Source organism: Devosia sp. 919 (assembly GCF_013185965.1).
In the GTDB taxonomy this organism is placed as follows: Bacteria; Pseudomonadota; Alphaproteobacteria; order Rhizobiales; family Devosiaceae; genus Devosia.
The window spans coordinates 2,747,698-2,770,277 of the sequence record NZ_JABAOL010000001.1 but is presented as its reverse complement, the minus strand read 5'-3'; the positions used below and the strand labels follow the sequence as shown (position 1 = coordinate 2,770,277).

General features: G+C 63.2%; 17 protein-coding genes. 7 read left to right on the top strand and 10 right to left on the bottom strand.

What is annotated here, in order from left to right; genetic code table 11:
• The first annotated feature begins 14 nt into the window (after positions 1-14).
• Together HRQ64_RS13455 and recN are read left to right on the top strand one after the other, a co-directional pair.
• Positions 15-860, top strand: a complete 846-nt coding sequence (locus tag HRQ64_RS13455; RefSeq protein ID WP_127753560.1) for an outer membrane protein assembly factor BamD — start codon at positions 15-17, stop codon at positions 858-860.
• Between the two features lie 117 nt (positions 861-977).
• Positions 978-2,648, top strand: coding sequence for a DNA repair protein RecN (gene recN / locus HRQ64_RS13450; protein ID WP_172123661.1), 1,671 nt, complete (start codon positions 978-980; stop codon positions 2,646-2,648).
• 60 nt (positions 2,649-2,708) lie between these two features.
• Here recN and HRQ64_RS13445 read toward each other — a convergent pair whose 3' ends face one another.
• The 8 genes from HRQ64_RS13445 to HRQ64_RS13410 form a co-directional block, all read right to left on the bottom strand.
• Positions 2,709-4,838 (bottom strand): beta-galactosidase, encoded by a 2,130-nt coding sequence (locus HRQ64_RS13445; RefSeq protein WP_172123660.1) that lies wholly within the window; start codon positions 4,836-4,838, stop codon positions 2,709-2,711.
• A gap of 78 nt (positions 4,839-4,916) precedes the next feature.
• Entirely contained in the window at positions 4,917-5,792 is an 876-nt protein-coding gene (locus tag HRQ64_RS13440) for a 2-hydroxy-3-oxopropionate reductase (RefSeq protein WP_172123659.1), read from the bottom strand.
• A 10-nt stretch (positions 5,793-5,802) separates the two neighbouring features.
• Positions 5,803-6,579, bottom strand: a complete 777-nt coding sequence (otnI, locus tag HRQ64_RS13435; protein ID WP_172123658.1) for a 2-oxo-tetronate isomerase — start codon at positions 6,577-6,579, stop codon at positions 5,803-5,805.
• A 12-nt stretch (positions 6,580-6,591) separates the two neighbouring features.
• Positions 6,592-8,331 carry an ABC transporter ATP-binding protein gene (locus tag HRQ64_RS13430; RefSeq protein WP_172123657.1) on the bottom strand — a complete coding sequence of 580 codons (1,740 nt, stop codon included), beginning with the start codon at positions 8,329-8,331 and terminating at the stop codon, positions 6,592-6,594.
• 3 nt (positions 8,332-8,334) lie between these two features.
• Entirely contained in the window at positions 8,335-9,507 is a 1,173-nt protein-coding gene (locus tag HRQ64_RS13425) for an ABC transporter permease (RefSeq protein ID WP_172123656.1), read from the bottom strand.
• Positions 9,507-10,493 (bottom strand): ABC transporter permease, encoded by a 987-nt coding sequence (locus HRQ64_RS13420; RefSeq protein ID WP_172123655.1) that lies wholly within the window; start codon positions 10,491-10,493, stop codon positions 9,507-9,509. Before HRQ64_RS13420 ends, HRQ64_RS13425 begins: the two co-directional genes overlap by 1 nt.
• A 13-nt stretch (positions 10,494-10,506) precedes the next feature.
• Positions 10,507-12,615 (bottom strand): alpha-amylase family protein, encoded by a 2,109-nt coding sequence (locus HRQ64_RS13415; protein WP_172123654.1) that lies wholly within the window; start codon positions 12,613-12,615, stop codon positions 10,507-10,509.
• A gap of 80 nt (positions 12,616-12,695) precedes the next feature.
• The gene (locus HRQ64_RS13410; protein WP_172123653.1) at positions 12,696-14,624 is read right to left on the bottom strand and encodes an ABC transporter substrate-binding protein; all 1,929 of its coding nucleotides are present in this window, start codon (positions 14,622-14,624) and stop codon (positions 12,696-12,698) included.
• A gap of 172 nt (positions 14,625-14,796) precedes the next feature.
• On the opposite strand from HRQ64_RS13410, the gene HRQ64_RS13405 reads away from it, so the two are divergent.
• The 3 genes from HRQ64_RS13405 (at position 14,797) to HRQ64_RS13395 (ending at position 18,570) form a co-directional block, all read left to right on the top strand.
• A complete protein-coding gene (locus HRQ64_RS13405) occupies positions 14,797-15,804 on the top strand; it encodes a LacI family DNA-binding transcriptional regulator (RefSeq protein WP_172123652.1) in 1,008 nt (335 codons plus the stop codon).
• A 58-nt stretch (positions 15,805-15,862) separates the two neighbouring features.
• On the top strand, positions 15,863-18,022 hold the full coding sequence (gene ligA, locus HRQ64_RS13400; RefSeq protein WP_172123651.1) for an NAD-dependent DNA ligase LigA: 2,160 nt from the start codon (positions 15,863-15,865) through the stop codon (positions 18,020-18,022).
• Positions 18,023-18,108: 86 nt separating this feature from the next.
• On the top strand, positions 18,109-18,570 hold the full coding sequence (locus HRQ64_RS13395; protein WP_172123650.1) for a DUF3828 domain-containing protein: 462 nt from the start codon (positions 18,109-18,111) through the stop codon (positions 18,568-18,570).
• Positions 18,571-19,051: 481 nt separating this feature from the next.
• Here HRQ64_RS13395 and HRQ64_RS13390 read toward each other — a convergent pair whose 3' ends face one another.
• Positions 19,052-20,884, bottom strand: a complete 1,833-nt coding sequence (locus HRQ64_RS13390; RefSeq protein WP_172123649.1) for an aminopeptidase P family protein — start codon at positions 20,882-20,884, stop codon at positions 19,052-19,054.
• A 217-nt stretch (positions 20,885-21,101) separates the two neighbouring features.
• On the opposite strand from HRQ64_RS13390, the gene HRQ64_RS20390 reads away from it, so the two are divergent.
• Complete coding sequence (locus HRQ64_RS20390; RefSeq protein WP_282567554.1) at positions 21,102-21,233, top strand: hypothetical protein; 132 nt, start codon at positions 21,102-21,104, stop codon at positions 21,231-21,233.
• A gap of 94 nt (positions 21,234-21,327) precedes the next feature.
• On the opposite strand, the gene HRQ64_RS13385 is transcribed toward HRQ64_RS20390, so the two are convergent.
• Positions 21,328-22,197: a 50S ribosomal protein L11 methyltransferase gene (locus HRQ64_RS13385; RefSeq protein WP_172123648.1), complete on the bottom strand. Its 870-nt coding sequence runs from the start codon at positions 22,195-22,197 to the stop codon at positions 21,328-21,330.
• Positions 22,198-22,260: 63 nt separating this feature from the next.
• Here HRQ64_RS13385 and HRQ64_RS13380 point away from each other — a divergent pair, with 63 nt between their 5' ends.
• Positions 22,261-22,578: a putative quinol monooxygenase gene (locus HRQ64_RS13380; protein WP_172123647.1), complete on the top strand. Its 318-nt coding sequence runs from the start codon at positions 22,261-22,263 to the stop codon at positions 22,576-22,578.
• The last annotated feature ends 2 nt before the right edge of the window (positions 22,579-22,580 follow it).

Sequence of the window (22,580 nt, the reverse complement as noted above, 5' to 3'; positions counted from 1 at the left end):
GGACGGGACAGTTCGTGACAGTTGTTGCTTTTGGTGGTCGCGCTAGCCGGACAGTCCGGTTGCTTTCAGTTGGCGTCATGGTCGTGGCGCTTACGGGCTGCTCGGGCATGAACCTGTTCGGGCCCCCTAAGGCCAAGGAAGAGCCGATCATCCCGGCGGAGTCGCTGTATCAGCAGGCTCTCGATAATATGGACGCGCAGCGCTACAACACGGCTGTGACCCAGCTTGAGCGCCTGGAGCGCCAGCACCCCAATTCGCCCTTGGCGGAAAAGGGCAAGCTGATGCAGGTCTATGCGCATTACCGCATCGGCAAGTTCGCTGAAGCGATCCTCGCCGCCGACCGCTTCCTTGCCCTTTATCCGAACGGCAAGGACGTTCCTTACGTGCTCTATCTCAAGGGCAACTCCTATTACGGGCAGATCAAGGACATCACTCGCGACCAGCAATTGTCGCGCGATGCCATCGACACCTATAATCTGCTGATCGCCAACTATCCCAAGTCGCCTTACGCCGAAGACGCCAAGGAAAAGCTGCTGGTCGGTTATGACCAACTCGCTGGCAAGGAAATGTCGGTTGGCCGCTATTATCTCGGCAACGGCCAGTACACGGCCGCGATCAATCGCTTCCGGGTGGTTGTGGAAGAACACCAGACCTCGACCCATATCGAGGAAGCGCTTTATCGCCTGACCGAGGCCTATCTCCTGCTCGGTCTCGTCAATGAGGCAAAAACCGCAGCGGCTGTGCTTGGACACAACTATCCCTCCAGCACCTGGTACCAGGAAGCCTTCAAAAAACTGGGCCAGCAGGGTCTAGCTCCTGCCATGGGAAGCGGCAGCTGGATGAGTTCGCTGCGCAAGTAACTAACTAAAGTGTTGCTTGTTTGTTCCGGGGCGCGCTAGTTTGCTGGCGTGCCCCGATTATTTGCCGGCCATGCCGCGCAGCGGTGCCGGTCTGGGTGGAGCTTGGGATTTCCGGGAATGCTGAACGCGCTTTCGGTTCGCAACATTGTCCTTATCGATCAGCTTGATCTGGCGCTGGGCGCCGGCATGACGGTTCTTACCGGCGAGACCGGCGCCGGCAAGTCGATCCTGCTTGATGCGCTTACGCTTGCTCTCGGTGGGCGAGGGGACGCTTCGCTGGTGCGCCGCGGCAGCGAGAACGGTCAGGTTGTCGCCGTCCTGCAACTTGCGGCCGATCACCCCGCTCGTGCGGCGCTGCGCGACAATGCCATTCCCGACGACGAAGATGTGATCCTGCGGCGGGTGCAATATGCCGATGGCCGCACCCGAGCCTTTATCAATGATCAGCCGGTGTCGGCTGCGCTCCTGCAACGCGTTGGCTCGCAGATCGTGGAAATCCATGGCCAGCACGATGACCGCGCTCTGGTGGATGTCGCAACCCACCGCGCGGCGCTCGACGCCTTTGGGGAATTGGACACCCAAGCGGCTCTGGTCCGGGACGCCTGGCAGGAACTCGCCGATGCACAAGCTGCGGTCAAGGAGCAGAAAGCCTTGGTTGCGGCGGCGTTGGCAGAGGAGGACTTCGCCCGTCACACTGTCGAAGAGCTCTCCAAGCTCGCACCGCAGGTCGGCGAGGAAGAAGAGTTGTCCGAGCGCCGGCAACATCTGCAGCAGCTTGAGCGTTCGGCCGCCGAGGTCGGGGAAATTGACGAGTTGATCAACGGACCCATGGCTCCGGCGCCAGCCCTTGCCGGGCTGATGCGCCGCTTACTCCGCAAGATCGACGGTGGGGCAGACCTGTTCCAGCCCATTGTTGATGCGCTCGACAACTCGTTAATTGCGCTTGATCGTACCGCCGATGCGCTTGAAGAGCTCAAGCGTGAGATGGCGTTTGATCCGGCCGAGTTGGAGGGCGTGGAAGAGCGCTTGTTTGCCCTGCGCGCTGCAGCACGAAAGCACCAGACCAGCTGCGATGACCTGCCAGCCGTGCTGGCGCGGTTCTCCGCTGACCTGGAGACCCTGCAAAGTGGGGAAAGCCGACTGGCCTCCCTTGAAGCCGCGGCGGCGCAGGCTGAAGCGCTCTACCGCAGCCATGCCAAGGCTCTCAGTGCTAGTCGGGCCGAGGCTGCCGGGGCACTGGGCGCGGCCGTGGGCGCCGAGTTGCCGGATTTGAAGCTGGGTTCGGCACGCTTCATCGTCGATCACCAGATCGATGAAAGCCGGCTCATGGCGTCTGGCTACGACCAGATCGCCTTTCATGTGCAAACCAATCCGGGCACCATGCCCGGGCCGCTGCTCAAGGTTGCCTCAGGGGGCGAGCTCAGCCGCTTCCTTCTGGCGCTCAAAGTGGTGCTGGCCGATCGTGGTTCGGCGCCGGTGCTGATCTTTGACGAAATCGACACCGGCGTCGGCGGCGCGGTGGCAGACGCCATTGGGCGGCGCTTGGCGCGCCTGGCCAACAAGGTGCAGGTCCTGGCCGTGACCCACGCTCCCCAGGTTGCCGCCCGTGCTCAACGGCATCTTCTGATCGAGAAGCAGGCGGTAGAAGAGGGCGCCTTTGTCCGCACGCATGTCAAACCGCTGGATACTCCGGCGCGACGCGAGGAAGTAGCGCGCATGCTCGCCGGCGCCAAGGTTACCGAGGAAGCCAGGGCCGCTGCCAGCAAGCTTTTGAGCGAAGTGCACTGACGGATCTGGAAGCGCGGAGCATTGGCAGCAGCGGATTTCCCGCTGCTGCAGGGCTACAATCTAAGCCGCTTCGCCGCCGCTCTTGTTCAGCCGTACGATCAGCACATCGCGGGCCGGCACGGTAATTGTCCCCGCACCATCCGCAGCGTTGTATGATGACCAGTAAGGCTCACCCAGGGAGGCGATTTGCTGGTCCACCATGACTTCCGCCTTTTGCGCCTCGCGCGTCGGATTGATCACCCAAAGCACAGCTCCTTCCGGTCCTTCATGCAGGCGGGCATGCAGTTGGGGGTTTGAAAGGGTGACGCGCGGTTTATTGCCGGTCCAGGCGAGCACATCAGCAAAGTAAGCCAGGTTTTCCGCGTTGCTGGTGCGGAAATATGCAATGCCGGGATGGGTGCCGACCAGCAATGTCCGGCCCTCACCAAAGCTGTTCTCCACCACCGCGGTGCGGCCGTCCGTGAAACCGCCCCGCGCAGTGCCCGTGGTCGGAGCATAGGACTGCAGGAACCCGCCGCCGCCAACCGGCTTGCCACTGAAATCGAAGCGAATGCGATCCCCGATATCAGGCATGAACTCGACCTCGCTTTCGCGGGCGCCGAACACGCCGTCGAGCCCATTATTCGGCTGCACCGTCCCCACCTTGCCGCGATCGCCGAAATAGCCCGGCGTTGCTTCCGAAATCAGGGTTCCGCCGGCTTTCACCCAAGCTGCCAAGGCCTGCGCATGCTCACCAGTCAACATGATCGGGTAGGGGGCATAGATGGTGTCGTAATCGTCAATGTGATCGATATGGACCCAGTCGGCCTGGATGCCATTGTCGAAAAAGCCGCGATAGGCACCCCACATCGCCTCACGATAAGTCTCGGGCTTGTGGTTGTGGTTGAGCAGGTAGTCCCATGCCTGTGCCTCCGGAATCACCAGCAGCGCGATGTCGCCCTTGACCGGCTTGGCCGCGAACAGCGACTTCTGTTCGGGTGCGTTGGCCCATTTACCGATCTCGCTCGCCATGTCCGAGCGCGGCGTGCGCGAGCCATCCATGCCATAGGAGCCAAAGGCACCAAACAGGGGCCCGTCCAGCAGCGGGCGGTAGCGCAGGTTGAGCACGCCGGTAGCACCAGCAGCAAAGGACGTCATGGTGAGGGTGCGGATATCCTCGGGATCCATCACCCGGCCATCTTCCTTATCCCGGCCGAGCACCTGCGGCTGCAGCCACAACGGACCGCCGGGCCGCTCGGCATGCCACCAGGGCTTGCCGCGGGCGGCCGCCCGGGTAATGTCTGGCCCGAAGAAATTCTGCCAGGGCGCAAAGCCGCGCCGGCTGGGCACCCAGGTCAGGCCATAAAGCTCGACCTTGGACGCGGCGAGCCAGTCATCCGAGCCATTGGCGGCCATGTTGGGGATCGCGCCGCCCACGCCATGGGCGGCAATCAGGCAGTCCGGATCGATCCCGCGGATGGTGTCGATCTTGAACTGCATCTGGTCGTAGTAGTTCTCGCGCTTGAAGGCGAGCCAGTCGAGATTTTCGGGATAAGCGGCCACCTCGTGGGGCGGTTCGATATCGTCCCACTCGGCGTAGGAATAACGATACCAGGCATTGGCGAGCGTATCGAGGTTGCCATATTTCGCCTGCAGCCAGAGGCGGAAATCGGCCTTCATGAACTCGGAATAATCGACATCTGCGGCATAGTTGACCTCGTTCCACACGTCATAGCCGAGCAGACCGGGATGGCCCTTGTAGCGTTTGGCGAGGGCGGAAAGGAAATGGCCGACGGCTTCCTTGACCTCGGGCGCGTTCATGCTCAAGGCACCGGCGCCACCGCCATTATTAGAAAAGCCGCCGGTGGCGGCGCTCACCCCCATATTAGAAGTCATCGGCCGACCATCCGCCCGCAACTGACGGGCGTGGGCGAATTGACGATAGGCCCAGTCCGGCACCGTATGGGTCAGCTCGGCGATGATGGTCTTGATCCCGTTCTTGGCGGCAAGGTCCATCTGCCGGTCATAATCCTCCCAGTCATAAAAGCCGGGGCGCCGCTCGATGGCGGACCACATGAACCAGTGACGGAACACATTCATGCCGTCCTTGGCAGCAACGGCATAATCGCGCTCCCAGTCCTCGCGCGGCGGGTTGGACTTGCGGAAATACACGGCTCCGAATGGCGTCTGCGGCAGCTTGTCGAGTGGCATGGCTTGGTTCCTGGGCATGAAGGTTCGTTCAGCGGCACCTCGGCGCCGCTGCTGGCAAGCTTGTGCTGGTGCGCGGGTCTAGTTGCCGCCGCCCGCCAGCGCCTCAAGGGTGCGGATCAGGGCGGAATGGTCCTTGTCGCCGTCACCTCTGGCGACAGCCGCATTCATCAGTTGCTGGGTGGCTGCGGCGTTGGGCAGGGCAAGGTCAAGGGCGCGCGCCGCATCCACCGCCAGCGCCAGATCCTTGCGGTGCAGCCGGATGCGGAAGCCCGGATCGAAGGTCTGCTTGATCATGCGTTCGCCATGCAGCTCAAGCACGCGGGACGCGGCAAAGCCGCCCATCAGCGCCTCGCGCACCTTGGCGGGATCGGCGCCGGCTTTCTGGGCAAACAGCAAGGCCTCGGCGACTGCCTGGATGTTGAGCCCGACAATGATCTGGTTGGCGACCTTGGCGGTCTGCCCATCACCGACACCACCGACGAGCGTGATGTTTTTGCCCATGGTCTGGAACAGCGGCAGGGCGCGCTCGAACACCGCCTCCTTGCCACCCACCATGATGGTGAGAGCGGCGTTCTTGGCGCCCACTTCGCCGCCCGAAACCGGTGCATCCAGATAATCAGCGCCGAGAGCCTCAATGCGGCTGGCGAAGTCCTTGGTGGCAATGGGCGAGATGGAGCTCATGTCGATCACGAGCTTGCCGGGGGCAAGGCCGGCGGCCACGCCCTCGGGTCCAAACAGCACCGCTTCGACATCGGGCGTGTCGGGCAGCATCAGGATGACGATGTCGGAGGCCTCAGCCACAGCCTGCGCGCTCGACAGCGCCTTGCCGCCCTGCTCGACCAAGGCTTGGGACACTTCCTTGACCCGGTGCAAGGCGACCTGGTGCCCGGCAGCGATCAGATGGCCAGCCATGGGGCGCCCCATGACGCCGAGGCCGATGAAACCGATATTCATGTTGCGCTCCTTAGAGATAGGGTTTCATCCAGCCGAGCCCGGCGCTGGTGCCGGCCTTGGGCTTGTACTCGCAGCCTACCCAGCCGGTGTAGCCGAGCCGATCGAGTTCGCTGAGGACGAAGGGATAGTTGATCTCGCCGGTGCCCGGCTCGTTGCGGCCGGGATTGTCGGCGATCTGCACATGGGCGATGCGTTCGCGCAGCCGGGCATAGGTGGGCACGAGATCCCCCTGCATCACTTGGGTGTGGTAGACGTCGAACTGGATGAAGAGGTTGTCGGACCCCACCGCATCAAGGATGCGCTCGGCATGGTGGGTCGTCGAGACATGGAAGCCCGGAATGTCGCGCAGATTGATCGGCTCGAGCAGCAGCTTGATGCCGGCATCGGCGAGGCGCGGCGCGGCATAGCGCAAATTGTCGATCAGGACCGCATCGCGCTCGTCCACGCTGCTTCCCGCGGGGGCAATGCCGGCAAGGCAGTTCACCTTGGTGCAGCCAAGGGCCTGTGCATAGGCGACTGCCGTCGTCACCCCGCTCCGGAAGTCCTCGACCCGGTCGGGCAGGCAGCCAATGCCGCGCTCGCCAGCGTCCCAGTCTCCGGGGGGCAGGTTGAACAGCGCCTGCTCAAGACCATTGTCCTTCAGGCGCCCGGCGACCTCATCGGCGCCAAAGGCATAGGGGGCAACATATTCGACGGCGCTGAACCCATCGGCCGCCGCCGCGGCAAAGCGCTCAAGGAATGGCTGGTCGGCATAGAGGAAGGAGAGATTGGCGGAGAATTTGGGCAAGGCGGTTTTCCTTCAGGCCACATAGCGGGTGCGGTGCAGCATCCGTTTGTTGCGGGGATCGGGGTTGGGAACAGCCGAAATCAGGCTCTGGGTGTAGGGGTGTTGCGGCTGGGTGCAGATCTGCTCGGCGGTGCCGACCTCCACCAGCTTGCCCAGGCGCATCACCGCAACCCGGTCGCAGAAATAGCGGACCACGGAGATGTCGTGGGAGATGAAGATGAAGCTCAGGCCCAGCTTTTGCTGGATGTCCAGCAGCAGATCGAGAATCTGCGCGCGGATCGACACGTCGAGCGCCGCCGTGGCTTCGTCAGCGATGATGATCTTGGGGTCGAGAGCAAGGGCGCGGGCGATGCCGATGCGCTGGCGCTGGCCGCCGGAGAACGCGTGGGGATAGCGCTCCATCGCCACGGGATCGAGCCCCACCAGCGTCAGCAATTCGGCGACGCGCGCTTCGATCGCCGCGCCGCGCATCTTGCCCGACACATAAAGCGGATCGCCGATGATCTCCTTGACCGTCATGCGCGGGTTCAGAGACGCGAATGGGTCCTGGAACACCAGCCGCACGTCGCGATGGAAGGCCCTGAGGCCCTGCTTGCTCAGCCCGGTGACGTCCATTGGCGCGCCGGCACCGTGATAGGTGACCGTGCCGGCAGATGGCTCGACCGTGCGCAGGATCAAGCGGCCAAGCGTGGTCTTGCCCGAGCCGCTCTCGCCCACAATGCCGAGGTTCTCGCCTGGATAAAGATCGAGGCTCACATCATCGACGGCTTTGAGCGCATGGCTGTTGCCACCGAACCACGCGCTCGAGGCACCATAAACCTTGGACAGGTTGCGCACGCTAAGGACCGGCTGGCGCGCCTGCGTGCTGGTCTCGGCACGGGCCGCAGTGCGCTGGTTCTGCTCGAGCTTCACCGTCGAGTTGAGCAGGCGCACCGTATAGGGATGGCGGGCATCATGGAAAATGTCCTCGGCGCTGCCCGCCTCGACAATACGGCCGTAGCGCATCACCGCAACGGCGTCGGCCACCTCGGCCACCACACCCATGTCGTGGGTGATCAGCAACATCGCCATGCCACGGCTCACCTGGAGACGCTTGATGAGGTCGAGGATCTCCGCCTGCGTCGTGACATCGAGTGCGGTGGTGGGCTCGTCGGCGATCAGGATGTCTGGATCAGCCGCCAGCGCCATGGCGATCATGGCGCGCTGGCGCATGCCGCCGGAGAATTCGAAGGTATAGCGGTCGACCATCTTGTCGGGATTGGGGATCTCGACCTGCCGCAGGAGCTCGATGGTTTCGGCACGCGCCTGCTTCTTGTCCATGCGTCGATGCAGGCGCAGGGCTTCGATGATCTGGCTGCCGATCGTGTGCACTGGCGAGAGCGAGCTCATCGGCTCCTGAAAGATAAGCCCAATGCGTCCGCCGCGGATTTGCAGCAGCTTGGGATCGCGGTCCGAGAGCGCTGCGATGTCGATCTCTTCGCCCTGGCTGCCCAGGAGGATGCGGCCGCCGGTAATGGCCCCGTTGCGATCAAGGATACGAAGCAGGGCACGGGCGGTCACCGATTTGCCCGAGCCGCTTTCACCGACAAGGCACAGGGTCTCGCCGCGCCGCAGCACAAAGCTGACATCCCGCACCGCATGCAGGATCTCGGTGCGGAGCCGGAAATCGAGGCTGAGATGCTCGACACTGAGGACAATCGGCGCCTCATCGCCTGCTGGCTGCGTGCCGGTAGAGAGGGGATGGACAGTCATGGCTCAGCTTTCATAGGGGTCGGCCGCGTCGCGCAGACCATCGCCAAGGAAGTTGTAGGCCAGCACGGTCAGAACCACAGCGCCTGCCGGCCAGATCAGCAGCCAGGGCGCGCCCGCAATGGTGCGCACATTCTGCGCGTCCTGCAGCAGCACCCCCCAGGACACGACCGGTGCCTTGAGCCCAATGCCGAGAAAGCTCAGCGCCGTTTCAGCAACGATCATCGTGGGCAGGGCGAGGGTCACGACCGCGAGGATGTGGCTCGTCAGCGAGGGCATGATGTGCCGGAAGATCAGCCGGCGTTCGCTTGAGCCATCCAGACGGGCGGCGGTAACGAAATCCTCGCCGCGCAGGGCAAAGAAGCGGCCCCGCACTTCCCGCGCCAGTCCGGTCCAGCCGAACAGCGAGACGATAAGGGTGATGAGGAAATACACCGTCAGGGGTGACCAGCTCAGCGGAATGGCCGCGGCAAGGCCCAGCCAGAGCGGGATGGTGGGCATGGAGGAGATCACCTCGATCACGCGCTGGATCAGGAGATCAACCAGGCCGCCGTAGAACCCAGAGATCGCACCGAGCGTCACGCCGAGACAGAGGCTAATGGCGACGCCGATCAGGCCGATGGACATGGACACCCTGGTGCCATGGATCAGCCGGCTCAGCAGGTCGCGGCCGAGCTTATCGGTGCCAAGCAGATACATGGTATCGGTCGACTTGAGCGGCCCGAGCAGATGTACGTCGGAAGGGAACAGGCCCCAGAGCTTATAGGGCGCGCCCTTCACGAAGAAACCAACCGGAACCACAGCGTTCTCATCGATTACGTAGCTACGGCGCAGCGATGCCTGATCCACACTCATAGTGTAGCCAGTGACGTGCAGTTGGAAGTGTTGGCTACCATCCTGCTCGGTCACGAAAAGCCTTAGTTCCTGGGGCGGCGCATTGGTGAATTGCGGGCGGGCCGCGTCGGGCAGGGTGGGTGCCAGGAACTCGGCAAAGATGCCGATGAGATAGAGCATGAGGATGATCACGCCGGCGACGAGCGCGACCTTGTTGCGCGAGAACTTGGCCCACATCAGCCGCCATGGACCCGCGACCGCAGTTTCGATCGGCTTGCCGACCTGCAGGGAAGAGACGGCAGGGCCGGTTTCGGGCGTTCCCTCGATGAAAGTGTGCGCAAGCATCAGTTGAACCTGATCCGTGGGTCAAGAAGGGCGAGCAGGATGTCGGAGATCAGCATGCCAAAGAGCGTCAGCACGCCCATCAGCAGGATAAAGCTGCCGGCCAGATACATGTCCTGGCTGATCAGGGCCCGCAGCAGCAGCGGGCCGGCCGTGGGCAGGTTGAGGACAATGGCGGTGATGGTGACGCCAGAAACAAGCTCGGCCAGGACCCAGCCGATCGCCGAAACGAAGGGGTTCAGCGCGATCCGGACCGGATACTTCAACACGGCCTTGTATTCGGGCAGGCCCTTGGCCTTGGCCGTCACCACATAGGGCTTGTTCAACTCGTCGGTGAGATTGGCACGCAGGATGCGGATCAGCGCTGCAGTGCCGCTGGTGCCGATGACGATGATCGGGATCCAGAGGTGAGCGAGGAGATCGACGAACTTGCCCCAGCTCCAGGGCGCCTCGACATATTCGGGCGAGAACAGTCCGCCCACACTCTGGCCCAAGACCTTGTAGCTGAAATACATCAGCGCCAGCGCCATGATGAAGTTGGGCACGGCGAGGCCGATAAAGCCGAGAAAGGTGAACGCATAGTCGCCCACCGAGTGGCGGCGCATCGCCGAATAAATGCCGATCGGCAGGGACACAGCCCAGACAAAGAGCAGGGCGGCGATCGAAATGGCCAGCGTCGAGCCCATCCGCTCCCAAATCAGGTCGGCGACGGGGCGGTTCCATTCAAAGGAATAGCCAAAATCGCCGCGGAAGATGATGCCGCTGATCCACTTCCAGTACTGCAGCCAGATCGGGTCATCGAAACCATAGGCGCGGCGCATGGCTTCGAGCTGCGCGGGATCGACGTTCTGGCCGCTCTCGGCCATGGTCGCCAGCATGGAGGTGAGATAATCCCCCGGCGGCAGCTGGATAATCATGAAGGCGATGAGCGACATGCCGAACAATGTCGGGATCATGTAGATCAGCCGCTTGATTACATAGTTCAACATGGCGCCGCCCCCTCTAGCTCCAGGTCAGGTGGACAACTTCGAGTGTCTCGATGCTGGGCACAACGACATTAAGCCGTCCGTCCACAGGGCTGGTCTCCAAGCGCTGGCCGGCGACCAGCAAGTCGACTTTGCCCACAGTCTTGCCAGCTGGCACCGCGATGGAGACCGTGATCTCGCCGGTTGGATAGACTTCGCGGATCGGGCCCTTCATCATCATGGGGTTGGAGATGTTGTTGAGCACGACAGCCATGCCGGCTTCGTTCTCGCGCACTGCGAGGTCGAGCACCGCGCGGCCGCCGATCTCGACGTCAGGGCGTTTGCCCAGAGCCCAGCGTACGGCATTGCCGATAAGGCGGGAGTGGTCGGCCGCGAGAACCTCCCACAGAATGGCGCCGATATTCCACGGGATGTAGACGGTGCGACCGCCGCCGGCATGCTCGCGGGTCACCACCGCCGCGCCCTTGGGCTCTTCGCGCGGGTAGACCTCTTCCATGGGAAGGTCAGGGAAGTCGGGGACGTAAAGGAAGGGCTGGCTGGTGTCGGGCGCCGCATCTACGGCTAGAAGCCTGGTGCCGCCAATAATACGGTTGGCGCCCTCAAAGCCGTCGGAGATCGGGTGTTCGCCGTTGATGGCGACATAGGTGTTTTTGACCGGTCCGCGGGCCGCCCCGGTCATGGTCACACCCAGCAGCTGGCCCAGACCAATGGCGTTGCGGAGCTTGTTGTCCGGCGTGCGGGTGGAACTTTCGTGCGCCGCGACGATGCTGCCGCCACGGGCGACATAAGCCTCCAGCGCCGCGATCTGCTCGTCGGAAAGGCAGGTGGCATTGGCGAGGATCAGGACTTTGAACTTGTCCAATGCCTCCGGGGTCATCGCCTGGTCTGAAACCATCTCGAATGGAATGCGCGCTTCCACCAGAGCCAGATAAAAGCCGAGATCGTCAGCTTCTGCTGCCCTGCGGGTGTCGAGGCCATGGTGGCGCAGGGTCGTAGCGGGGTCGAGGATTGCGATCTCGGCGGTTGGCGTCATCTGCGATAGGACCGGCTCGAGATCGGCATGCAGGTTGAAGCTATCGACCACCGGCTCGACCCAACGGGTGTCCGGCACCACGCCATTGAACTTGGTGAACCAGGGCAGGAGGCCCTGAGTCGTGCCGTCATCCACCCAGGCCTGGATCTCGGCGCCGGTGGTGACGGAGTCCTTCCAGCGATATTCCTCTTCCGGACCGATGGAGGTGATCAGAATGGCAGGGCGGTCGCGGAAGGTCGCGCGCATGCGCTTGCCGTTGCGCCCGCTCATCCACACGGGTTCGGTCCCCCGGCGGCCCTGATCGTCGACGCACAGGAAGGGGCAGTATTTCTCGACGATCTCGAGGTCGAACTCGGTCAACGATACCGAGCCCATATTGGGGATGAAGCTGGTATGCGGCTTGATGGCCTTCATCACCTCGTCCCATTCCACCACCAGGCGGCTCAGCACGCCACGGCGCCAGGCGGTCCAGGCTAGCCAGGCGGGGTTCTCGAGCTTCTGATCGAGGGGCAGTTCGTGTCCGGTTGCTTCGCGGAAATTGCTCTTGCAGGCATTGCAGTAGCAGACGCCATGGCCCTGCCAGCGATTGGCGAAGATGGCGTCGATATCGTAGTTGGACGTCAGCTCGCGTAGCACTTCGGGCATGAACTTGAAGTTGTAGTCTGAATAGGCGCAGGTCACCCAAACTTCCGGGAACGCCCAGTGGCGACGCTTGTTGCCGTCCTTATCCACGGCAATCCATTCCGGATGGGCGTCGGCGGCATCCTGGTGGATGGCGTGCGGATCGACGCGCGCCATGACGTGCATCCCGAGCTTGCGGGCGCCGGCGACCAGCTCACCGAACGGATCGCTATCGCCAATGAACTTGGACACGTAATGCAGCGGCACCTTGGAGGGATAATAGGCGATATAGCCGCCCGCGCTCAGGCAGGTGGCGTTGGAGCGCGTGCGCTTGAACACGTCCACCCAGAAGGCCGGGTCGTATTTGATGGGGTCGTCTTCGGCCAGGGTGAGCTGCGTCCAGCGGGTCGCTGACTTGTACCAGTCATGAGTGCGGAGGTGGTCGGTTGTCTGCGACTTGCTGTCGAGCATGGGATGTCCCTGGGCATGGGTTCGCTATCGCCGGCCCGGTAGGGGCGGCGGAGTGGAAAAGGGCGACTGGTTAGCGGCAGTTAGCTCTTGAAGAACTGCTCGGGGCGGGCCGGGCCAGGGGTGGGCCAGCCGAAGGAGTTGGGCATCTCCTTCATCAGGTTCACCACGTTGTTCTTGACGATCCCATAGCCATCGGGGGGGAGGCTGACGCCGAAGGTGAGGAACAGATCGGCCGCGTTCTGTAGGACCTGCGCCATGCGCTCGTTCTGGCCAGCCGGGTCGGCAGTGGCGACGAGATCGCGGTAGAGCTCCTGCTGCGCCTTAACCTCCGGGGGAGGCTCAACCGCCGCTTCATTGTCGGGTTGGGTGTAGTAGAGCGCCCAGCCGGGGGCATAGAAGCAGTTGTTGTTGATGGGCACGTAGAAGCGCGCGTCGAGCATGGCGGCAATGCCGGAATTGGCTCCGAACTGGTGCGCGGTGGCATCGTATTCACGACCGCGCCGCACGCGTTCTTCCCAGAGCGAGCGGTCCATGGTGCGCATCTGCGCATCAATGCCGACCGCCTGGAACATCGGGATAGCCAGCTCGAACATGTCGAGGAAGGTCGTACGGGTCTGGTCGATCTCGAAGATTATCGTGACGCGACGGCCTTGCTCGTCCAGCCGATAACCCTCGCCATCCTTGTTGGGGATGATGGCGTCGAGCATCTCGTTAGCCTTGGCTGGATCGTATTCGGTGAATTGCTTGGCCAACTGCTCGTTGTAGAGCGGATCACCCTCGCGCATAGAAGGCTGGGCAGGGGAACCCTGACCCACAAAGACCGCATCGATCATGGCCTGCCGGTCGATAGCGACCGAAAGCGCCTGCCGGAACGCCTTGTTGTTGAACAGGGCGTTCTTGACGGGATCGTTGTGGTTAAGGTTGAGCTGGAAGGCCATGACGTTAGCGGCCGTTTCTTTGAGCATATAGAAGCTGTAGTCGCCCGTCTCCTGGCTGTCGAACAGGACCGGCTTGTTGGCCGGCGTGGCGATATACTGGTCCATGATGTCGACCTCGCCCTGCAGCGTCTTGAGCAGCAGCACTTCGGGATCGGCGACCATCTGGTAAACGACGCGATCGAAATAGGGCAGCTGGGTGCCGGCGGTGTCGACCTTGTAGTAGTAGGGATTACGGGTGGCGATGGCCTGTTCGGTGCTGGAGCCGGGGGCGCGATCAAACACCCAGGCGTTGAGCGTCGGGCGGTTGCCGTTCTGGTAGAAGGTGTTGTCGTCCAGCATGCCGATCTCGCGCTGAAACAGCGCAATCCAGCTTTCAAGGCCCGCTTCCTTGGCGAGGGCATCGGCCTCGGGATTGTAGCGGATGTGGAATTTTTCAAGGTAGTGCTTAGGGGTGCGGGTCAGCTGGTCCTGGTTGGCCCAGGCGAGCTGCTGCACGAAAAAGCCGTTGGGGCCGGGGAAGATGACTTTGAAGGTCTGCTCGTCGACCACTTCGAGCTTGGCAGGTTCCCCATCGACCATCCACCACGCATTGCTGCCATGGGAGGTTTCGGGGTCCATGAAGTAGGCGTCGTACCAGAACTGGACGTCAGCGGTGGTGAAGGGATGGCCGTCGGACCACTTGTGACCTTTGCGCAGGGTGAAGGTGTACTCGGTCGCGGCGTCGTTCACCGACCAGGATTCAGCAACATTTTCAACGAGTCCCGACCAATCCTGGTTGTAACGGACCAGCGGCTCATAGCCTTGGTAGCGCACCAGCATGGAGAGGGAGCCGCCCCCGACGAGGGCGTGGTTCCAGTCGCCGCCTTGCTGGCCGACGCGCTCGAGCGGGGTGATAACGAGCGGGTTGGCGGGCAGGCGTTCGGCGACGGGGGGCAGTTCGCCGCTGTCGACGCGCGCCTTAAGGAAGGCTGATTCCCCGGTGGTCTGGGCCCAGGCCCAGCCCGGCATGGCAGCAGCGCCGACAAGTGCGGAGCTGGCGACGATGAAAGCCCTGCGGCTGATGGATACCATGAATATCTCCTCCAAAAAACTAACCGCCTATGGCGTTGTCAGCTGCCGGGGAGCTTGCGACTACAAAATCGTTAGGTAAAGCGTTATGTTGTTATTGATGTGGATTATTGGGCAGGGTAGGTGGATGCAAGGCTGCGGCAGTACCTCGAACTGAGCCTTACAAGGAGCTTCGATGGCACGCGTTACCTTGTCCACTATCGCCCAGCATATGGGGCTTTCCAAATTTGCGGTTTCGCGGGCGCTGTCCGGCAAGGACGGTGTCAGTGAGGCAACGCGCCAGCGGGTGCAGCAGGTGGCCGACGAGCTTGGCTATGAACGCGCGGGTGGCGACAGCGGCGTGCCGGCGCTGGGGATCGTGTTCCACGACACCGACCTCGTAAACTCGGAACTGCACCTGCTGGTGCAGAGTGGCTTTCACACCGAAGCGCAGAAATACGGCTATCAGGTGCGCATGGCTTCCACTCATTTGCTGGATGAAGTGGAGGAGTTTGCCTTGCAATGTCAGGGTGTTGCTCTGGTTGGCCCACATTCGCTGGAAAGCATGACGCGCATCAAGGAACTCGGCATTCCCATGGCGCGCAATGGGTGGGTGGACCCTCTGGCACCATTTGATCTCGTGTCAGGCACCGATCATGAGGGCGGCGCCGCGGTGGCTAATTACCTGATTGAACTGGGTCACCGTAACATCGCCTATGTGCATGGCACGCCTGGTTATCGCGGCCGCACCGAGCGGTTCTATGGCATGCGCGAAGTGCTGGAAGCCCGAGAGGACGTGGAGTTTCGGGAGATCAAGTTCCACAGCGAGAAGCGCTTCACCGCGCATCTGAAGGAAGCGAAGGCAGATGGTTTCGAGCCGACGGCCCTCTTTTGCGCCCATGACGGGATGGCGCTGACGGTGGTGACCGAGCTGCTGACGCTGGGCTATCGGATCCCGGAAGATGTCTCGGTGGTAGGGTTTGGCGACTATTCTGCCGCTACCCAGATCACGCCGCACCTAACAACGGTTAGGGTGCATGGGCGCCAGATCGGGGCAGGGTTGGTGCGGGTGCTGGATGACCGGATCAAGGGGCGCATAGCGCCGGATGTGGCGGTTCGGATCTCGTTTGCAGCGCATCTGGTGGTGCGTGAATCGGCGGGGAAAGCCAGGGTTCGGGGGGCGGAAAGGCTGGCTGTGGAGTAGCTTGCTGGAGTATTCTTGACCGCCGCGCCGCAGGCGACCACCCAGTCAGAGTGCTCCCATGTCCGATTTCAGCCACAAAGATGAACGCGATCTGAACGAAGCGGAGGCGCAGCAGGAGCTGGCCCGGCTGGCCATGCTGATCCGCGAGGCTGATCTCGCCTATCATCAGCAGGATGCGCCGGTGATGACCGACGCGGAATACGATGCGTTGCGGCAGCGCAATGCGGCAATCGAGGAGCGCTTTCCGCAACTGGTGCGGGCAGACAGCCCGACCGAAACGGTGGGTGCGGCGCCAGCCGAAGCCTTCGCCAAGGTTCGGCATGGCGTGCCGATGCTCAGCCTGGGCAATGCGTTTGCCGATGAGGAGGTGGCCGAGTTCGTGCAGCGGGGGCGCAAGTTCTTCGAGAAGGACCTGGCGCGCGATCCGGCCATGCAGCTCGAGTTTACGGCTGAACCCAAGATCGACGGGCTTTCAGCATCATTGCGCTACGAGAAGGGCGTGTTTGTGCGTGGCGCCACGCGCGGCGATGGGACGGTGGGGGAGGACATCACCGAGAACCTCCGGACGATCGCCGATATCCCGGCAAAGCTTGAGGGGGAGGGTTGGCCTGACCTGATCGAGATCCGCGGCGAGGTTTATATGACCCATGCCGAGTTCAAGCGGCTCAAGGATCATTCGGCCAAGTTTGGCGGGCAGGAGTTTGTCAATCCGCGCAACACTGCGGCCGGGTCGCTGCGCCAGAAGGATCCCAAAATCACCGCCAGCCGCAAGCTCAACTTTTTTGCCTATGCCTGGGGCGAGGCGAGTGCGCCACCGGCGGCGACGCAGTGGGACGCAATGCAGAAGTTCCGCGACTGGGGCTTTGTGGTCAATCCGCTGCTGACCCGCACGGCTTCGGTGAGCGAGTTGCTGGAGCAGTACCGCAAGATCGAGGCACAGCGGGCGAGCCTCGGCTATGACATCGATGGCGTGGTCTACAAGCTCGACCGGCTGGACCTGCGCGAGCGCTGGGGGTTCGTGTCGCGCGCGCCGCGCTGGGCGATCGCGCATAAATTTCCAGCTGAGCAGGCGACCACCGTGCTGCTGGGGATCGACATCCAGGTGGGGCGCACCGGAGCGCTGACCCCGGTGGCGCGGCTTCAGCCGGTGACGGTGGGTGGCGTGGTGGTTGAGAACGCCACCTTGCACAATGAAGATTATATCGCGGGCAAGGGCAGCAATGGCGAGCCGATCCGCAATGGCGTCGATCTGCGCATTGGCGACACGGTGGTGGTGCAGCGCGCCGGGGACGTGATCCCGCAGATCGTCGATGTGGTGATGGAGCAGCGCCCCGTCGATGCGCAGCCCTTTGTGTATCCCCATCAATGCCCGGCCTGCGGGTCCGACGCGGTGCGCGAGATCAACGAAAAAACCGGCAAGCTCGATTCGGTGCGCCGCTGCACCGGCGAGTTGATCTGCCCGGCCCAAGCGGTGGAAAGCCTCAAGCACTTTGTGGGGCGCAACGCGATGGATATCGATGGCTTGGGCGACAAGCAGGTAGCACAGTTCTATGCCGAAGGGCGGATCGCGCGGGCGGCCGATATCTTCACCTTGCGGGCGCGCGACGAGCGCTCGGTCAAGAAATTGAAGGACGTGGAGGGGTTCGGCGCCGTATCCGTCCGCAAGCTGTTTGACGCCATCGATGCTCGACGCGAGCCGGAGCTCGATCGCTTCATCTTTGCGCTGGGGATTCGCCATGTCGGGGAAACCACGGCGGCGCTGCTGGCGCGCACGTTCGGGACAATCGAGGCGTTGCGCGACTCGGCGGTGGATTCGGCCAACCATGAAGGCGAGATCAGCCCGGTCTTTCCCCAGATCAACGGCATCGGGGAAACCGTGCGCTCGTCGGTGCTGGCGTTCTTCGGCAATGAGCGCAACATCCAGGCCCTCGATGATCTCCTCAAGGAGGTAAAGCCGAAACCCTATGTGGTGACCATTGCAGTCGATAGCGTGGTGGCGGGCAAGACCGTGGTGTTTACCGGATCGCTCGAAAAGATGACCCGGTCGGAAGCCAAGGCGATGGCCGAACGGCTGGGCGCGAAGGTTGCCGCCTCGGTTTCGGCGCAAACCGATATTCTGGTGGCGGGGCCCGGCGCCGGCTCCAAGCTCAAAAAGGCCGAGGAGCTTGGGGTTGAGGTGATCAGCGAAGAAGAGTGGTTCGAGCGGGTCACGCCGTGAGCCGCTTCGCTGACGGGTGGTCGCGAGCATGGGTTTGGGACGGCAGGCGGGGCAGGGCTCCCGCCCCGGATGGGATGGAGAGCAAGATGCGCGTGATGATGCTGGCCGCCATGGCGGTTTTGGGCTTGAGTGGATGGGCGATGGCGCAGCCATTCCCAACCCCCGAGGCGCTGCTGGAGGCGTTCTACGCGCCTTATTTCTCGGGTGAGTTCGCCGAGGACGAGTCCCAGTTCCGCTCGGCGGCGTTACAGGCGCTTTACGACGCCGATGCGCAAAATACGCCGGAGGGCGAGATGGGCGCGTTGTCGTTCGACCCCTTCATCAATGGGCAGGATTTCGAGATCACTGACCTTGCCATCGGTGAAGCGGCGGTGACCGGCGATGCGGCGGTGGTGGAAGTGAGCTTTGAGAACTTCGGCGAGCCGACCGAGCTGACCTATGAGCTAGTGCTGGAAGACGGCGGCTGGAAGATCGACGATGTAGCGTCCAACGATCCGGAGAACTCGTATCGGCTGAGCGAGATTTTTGCCGAGGCGCAGGGGGAGTGAGGGGCTGGCTCCCTCGTCTTCTCGCTCTTGAGGGGGGCGTGCCTCGGCAGACTCCGAGCATGTGGGGCCGCCTGAACCCCACCCTCGATCCCTCCCCTCAAGGGGGAGGGAAGGCTGACTGCGGGGCTGTGGACCTAGACGCACGATCTCGGGCGTGGGCCTCCCTCCCCTTGGAGGGGAGGGTTGGGGAGGGGGTCGATGGGTGGAACTGGATCGTCATTTCTCCCGCTTCGTTTACCCGATCCTGGTCGAAGGTGGAGTGGTTTTCGCATGGGTGGCCGCAGTGCTCCGTTCGGCGACCCCCTCCCTCGGTCCCTCCCCTCAAGGGGGAGGGAAGGCTCACTGAGGGGCTGGTGGGGGCGCCCAGATCGGTTGGTGTTGATCGTTCGTAGATCGGGGCTGGATGGCCCCCCACCCTTGATCCCTCCCCGCTAGGGGGAGGGTGTCGACTGATGAGCTGGTGGATCGAAAAAGGAGAGGATCAATCTGTGAGCGGCGCTGTGGCGGCTTCGAGCCAGGTTTTGACTTCTCCGGTGAGGTGGGGGCTGATCTCGGTGCGGACGCGGGCGTGGTAGGTGTTGAGCCAGGCGCGTTCTGGGGGCAGGAGGAGGGTCTCGTCGATCAGCTGGCGATCGATGGGGACGAGGGTCAGGGTTTCGAATTCGAGAAAGCCGGGAGCTACGGCGCTGTCGCGGACTGCGAGGAGGTTTTCGATGCGGATGCCGTATTCGCCTGATTTGTAGTAGCCGGGCTCATTGGACAGCACCATGCCCGGCTCGAGCGGCAGGGTGTAGCGCGAGGAGATGCCGATGGGGCCCTCGTGCACACTGAGGGCGGCGCCCACGCCGTGGCCGGTGCCGTGATTATAGGTGACCCCGGCCTGCCACAGGAACTGGCGGGCGAGCACATCGATCTGGGCACCCGACGTGCCCTTAGGGAAGCGGGCCATCGAAATGGCGATCATCCCCTTGAGGACGCGGGTGAAGCGGTCGCGCTGTTCATCGGTGGCGGGGCCGCACGCCATGGTGCGGGTAATGTCGGTAGTGCCCGAGAGATATTGTGCGCCCGAATCCACCAGCATGAGCTCGCCCGGTGCGAGGGTGCGGTTGGTTTTTTCGGTCACGCGGTAGTGCACGATGGCCCCATTGGGGCCGGCGCCTGAAATGGTGTCGAAGCTGGCGTCGAGGCAGGTGGGCTCCTCGCGGCGGAAGGCTTCAAGGGCGGTAACGATGGCGATCTCGGTCAGGGTGCCGGTGGGTGCACTCTGGGCGAACCAGGCGAGGAATTTGGCGAGAGCGATGCCATCGAGCTTGTGGGCTTCGCGCATGCCGGCCAGTTCCGCCTCGTTCTTGCGCGACTTGGGCAGCAGCACCGGGTCACGTTTTTCCACGAGCGTGGCGCCAGCGGCTTTGAGGGCGGCTGCGACCGCTTCGGGCGCGGTGGCGGGATCCACTAGCACGCGCTTGCCGGCACCGCCAAGCGCTTCGAGCGCGGCGGGGAACTCGGCTACGGGATGGACGAGGTCGGCGAGCGGGCGGATGGCAGCCAGGCGCTCGGGCGTGAGCTTGGCGCCATCGACGTAAAGGGCGACATTGCGGTCCTTGTCGACCGTGGCATAGCCCAGGACGAAGGGCGCGTTGGGCACGTCGCTGCCGCGGATATTGAGCAGCCAGCAGATGGATTCGGGCAGGTTCAGAACGACGGCATCGGCGCCTTCGGCCTGAAGCGCCGTCGCGAGGTCCTCGAGCTTGCCGGCGCTGGATTTGCCGGTGAGATTGTCCGAGCGCAGGGTGATGGGGGCGTTGGGCGGAGCGGGACGGTCGGTCCAGATGGCGTCGACGAGGTTGGCAACCGGGCGCAGGGTGACGCGGCCGGCCAGGCGCTCGGTCAGCTCGCGGATTTCGGCGGGGGTATGGAGCCAGGGATCATAGGCCAGCACGCCATTGGCCGGCACGTAGTTGCCGATTTCGGTGCCGAGGGTGGTGCCCTGGCCGATTTCGATGACATCGACCAAGGTGGTGTCGGTCTGGGCGGGAGCCTGGAGGGTGTAGCGGCTATCGATAAAAAGGGCGGCGCGCTCGGGGCCGATCACGGCGACGCCGGCGGAACCGGTAAAGCCGGTGACATAGGCGAGGCGCGCTTCGCTCGGGGGCACTGATTCGCCGCGATGGGCATCGGCCCGCGGGATGAGGAAGCCATCGACACCGGCCTGCGACATTTGCGCCCGCAAGGCCTGGAGCCGGGGCGCAACATTGGCCGGGTCGGACTTTTCGGCAAAGCTCTGGAAGATGGCGGGCGGGAAGGTGGCGGGCATGGGAAGTCCTCGGAAGCATGGGAGGTTTGACCCCATTGTAGCGGGGTATGAGGCGGATGGAAAACCGGGCGCCGACGGGAGATTAAAGCGGCGGTAACCGGGGTTGCAGGACTGGCATGGCTGGTCTGTGCGCGCGGGCCTTACCCCGGTAGGCGGTTCGGCCTAGATGTGAACGCGGCGATAAGATTTGTCGTCACCGTGCATGGAGTTTGCTGCAATGGCCGAGAACAAGATCGACTTCCGCAAGGCGCTGGGTTCCGTCGTGGATGCGCGCGGTCGCGAAACCAGCCGTCCGGGCAACTACCACATGCAGCACCAGCTGATCGGCGCCTTCACCAAGCGCCCCTGAGGCCGCTGTTTGGTTTTTTGCCGGACCTGATCACGAGCTGATCCGAGGATCCCCGAACCTGCGTTCGGGGATTTTGCTTTTTAGGGGCTGCGCCTCAGCGCTTTTGCAGCATCAGGGTGGTCCATTCCTTGCGCTGCAGCTTTTGCACCAGCACCATGCCCTGGCGGGCATAGGCGACAATGACGCCGCGCGACTGGTGCTCCAAAATGCCCGACAGAATGATGGAGGCGCCGGGCTCGGCGATGCGGCCCATGGCGGGAGCGAGCGCGGTGAGGGGCCCCGCGAGGATATTGGCGACGATCAGGTCATAGGGCGCGCCGGCCTGGATCGTGGGGTGGTTGAGGCCGGTGGCCTCGATGGGCACGATGAAGCGCGATACGCCATTGATGGCGGCATTTTCGGCGGTGGTGGTGACGGCGATGGGATCGATGTCGCTGGCGATCACCGGGGTCTTGAGGCGCTTGGCCAGCGCGATGGCAAGGACCCCGGTGCCGGTGCCGACATCGAGCATGCGCCGAGGGCGGCCGCGCTTGAGGACGCGATCAATGGCTTCAAGGCAGCCGGTGGTGGTTTCGTGGTGGCCGGTGCCGAAGGCCTGGGCAGCGTCGATCTTCATGGCGGTATAGCCATGCGGGATCGCACCTTCGTGGTGGCTGCCATAGACATAAAAGCCGCCGGCGATCACGGGGGGCAGGCCTTCAAGGGATTTGGCCACCCAGTTCACTTCGGGATCGAGTGTCGTGACGCTCCATTGCACGGCGCCACCGAGGGTTTGCCGGGCGAGGGCGGAGAAGGCTTCGAGATCGGGCGGCGAATCGCAGACGGCTTCGAAGAACCATTCGCCCGTCGCTTCGTTCTCATGGGCAGAGGCGGTGAGCGCGAGGTCGTCGCGCTCCATCACGGCATCGACCAGCTTATAAGCGTCATCCTTGGAGAGCGGGGTGGAGAGTTGATCGACAGACATGCAGGGCTTCCAAAAGAGAGCAGGGCGATGGTGCCCTTCTAGGGGGTTGGGGAGGAAAATACCATGTACGGGTTGATCGGAAAGCTTTTGGCGGCACCGGGCAAGCGGGTGGACTTGCTGGAAATCCTGATGGAGGGCAATGCGCGGATGCCGGGGTGCCTCTCCTATGTGGTGGCCATCGATCCGGCGAGCACGGACGGGATCTGGGTCACCGAGGTGTGGGACAACAAGGATAGCCACGCCGCTTCGCTGCAGCTGCCACGCGTGCAGCAGATGATTGCGCGGGCCCGGCCGATCATTGCCGGGTTTGGCGAGCGGTTCGAAACCGAGCCGCTCGGGGGCGTGGGGCTGCTGCCGCAGATCGTGCCGGCCGAAGACTAAGG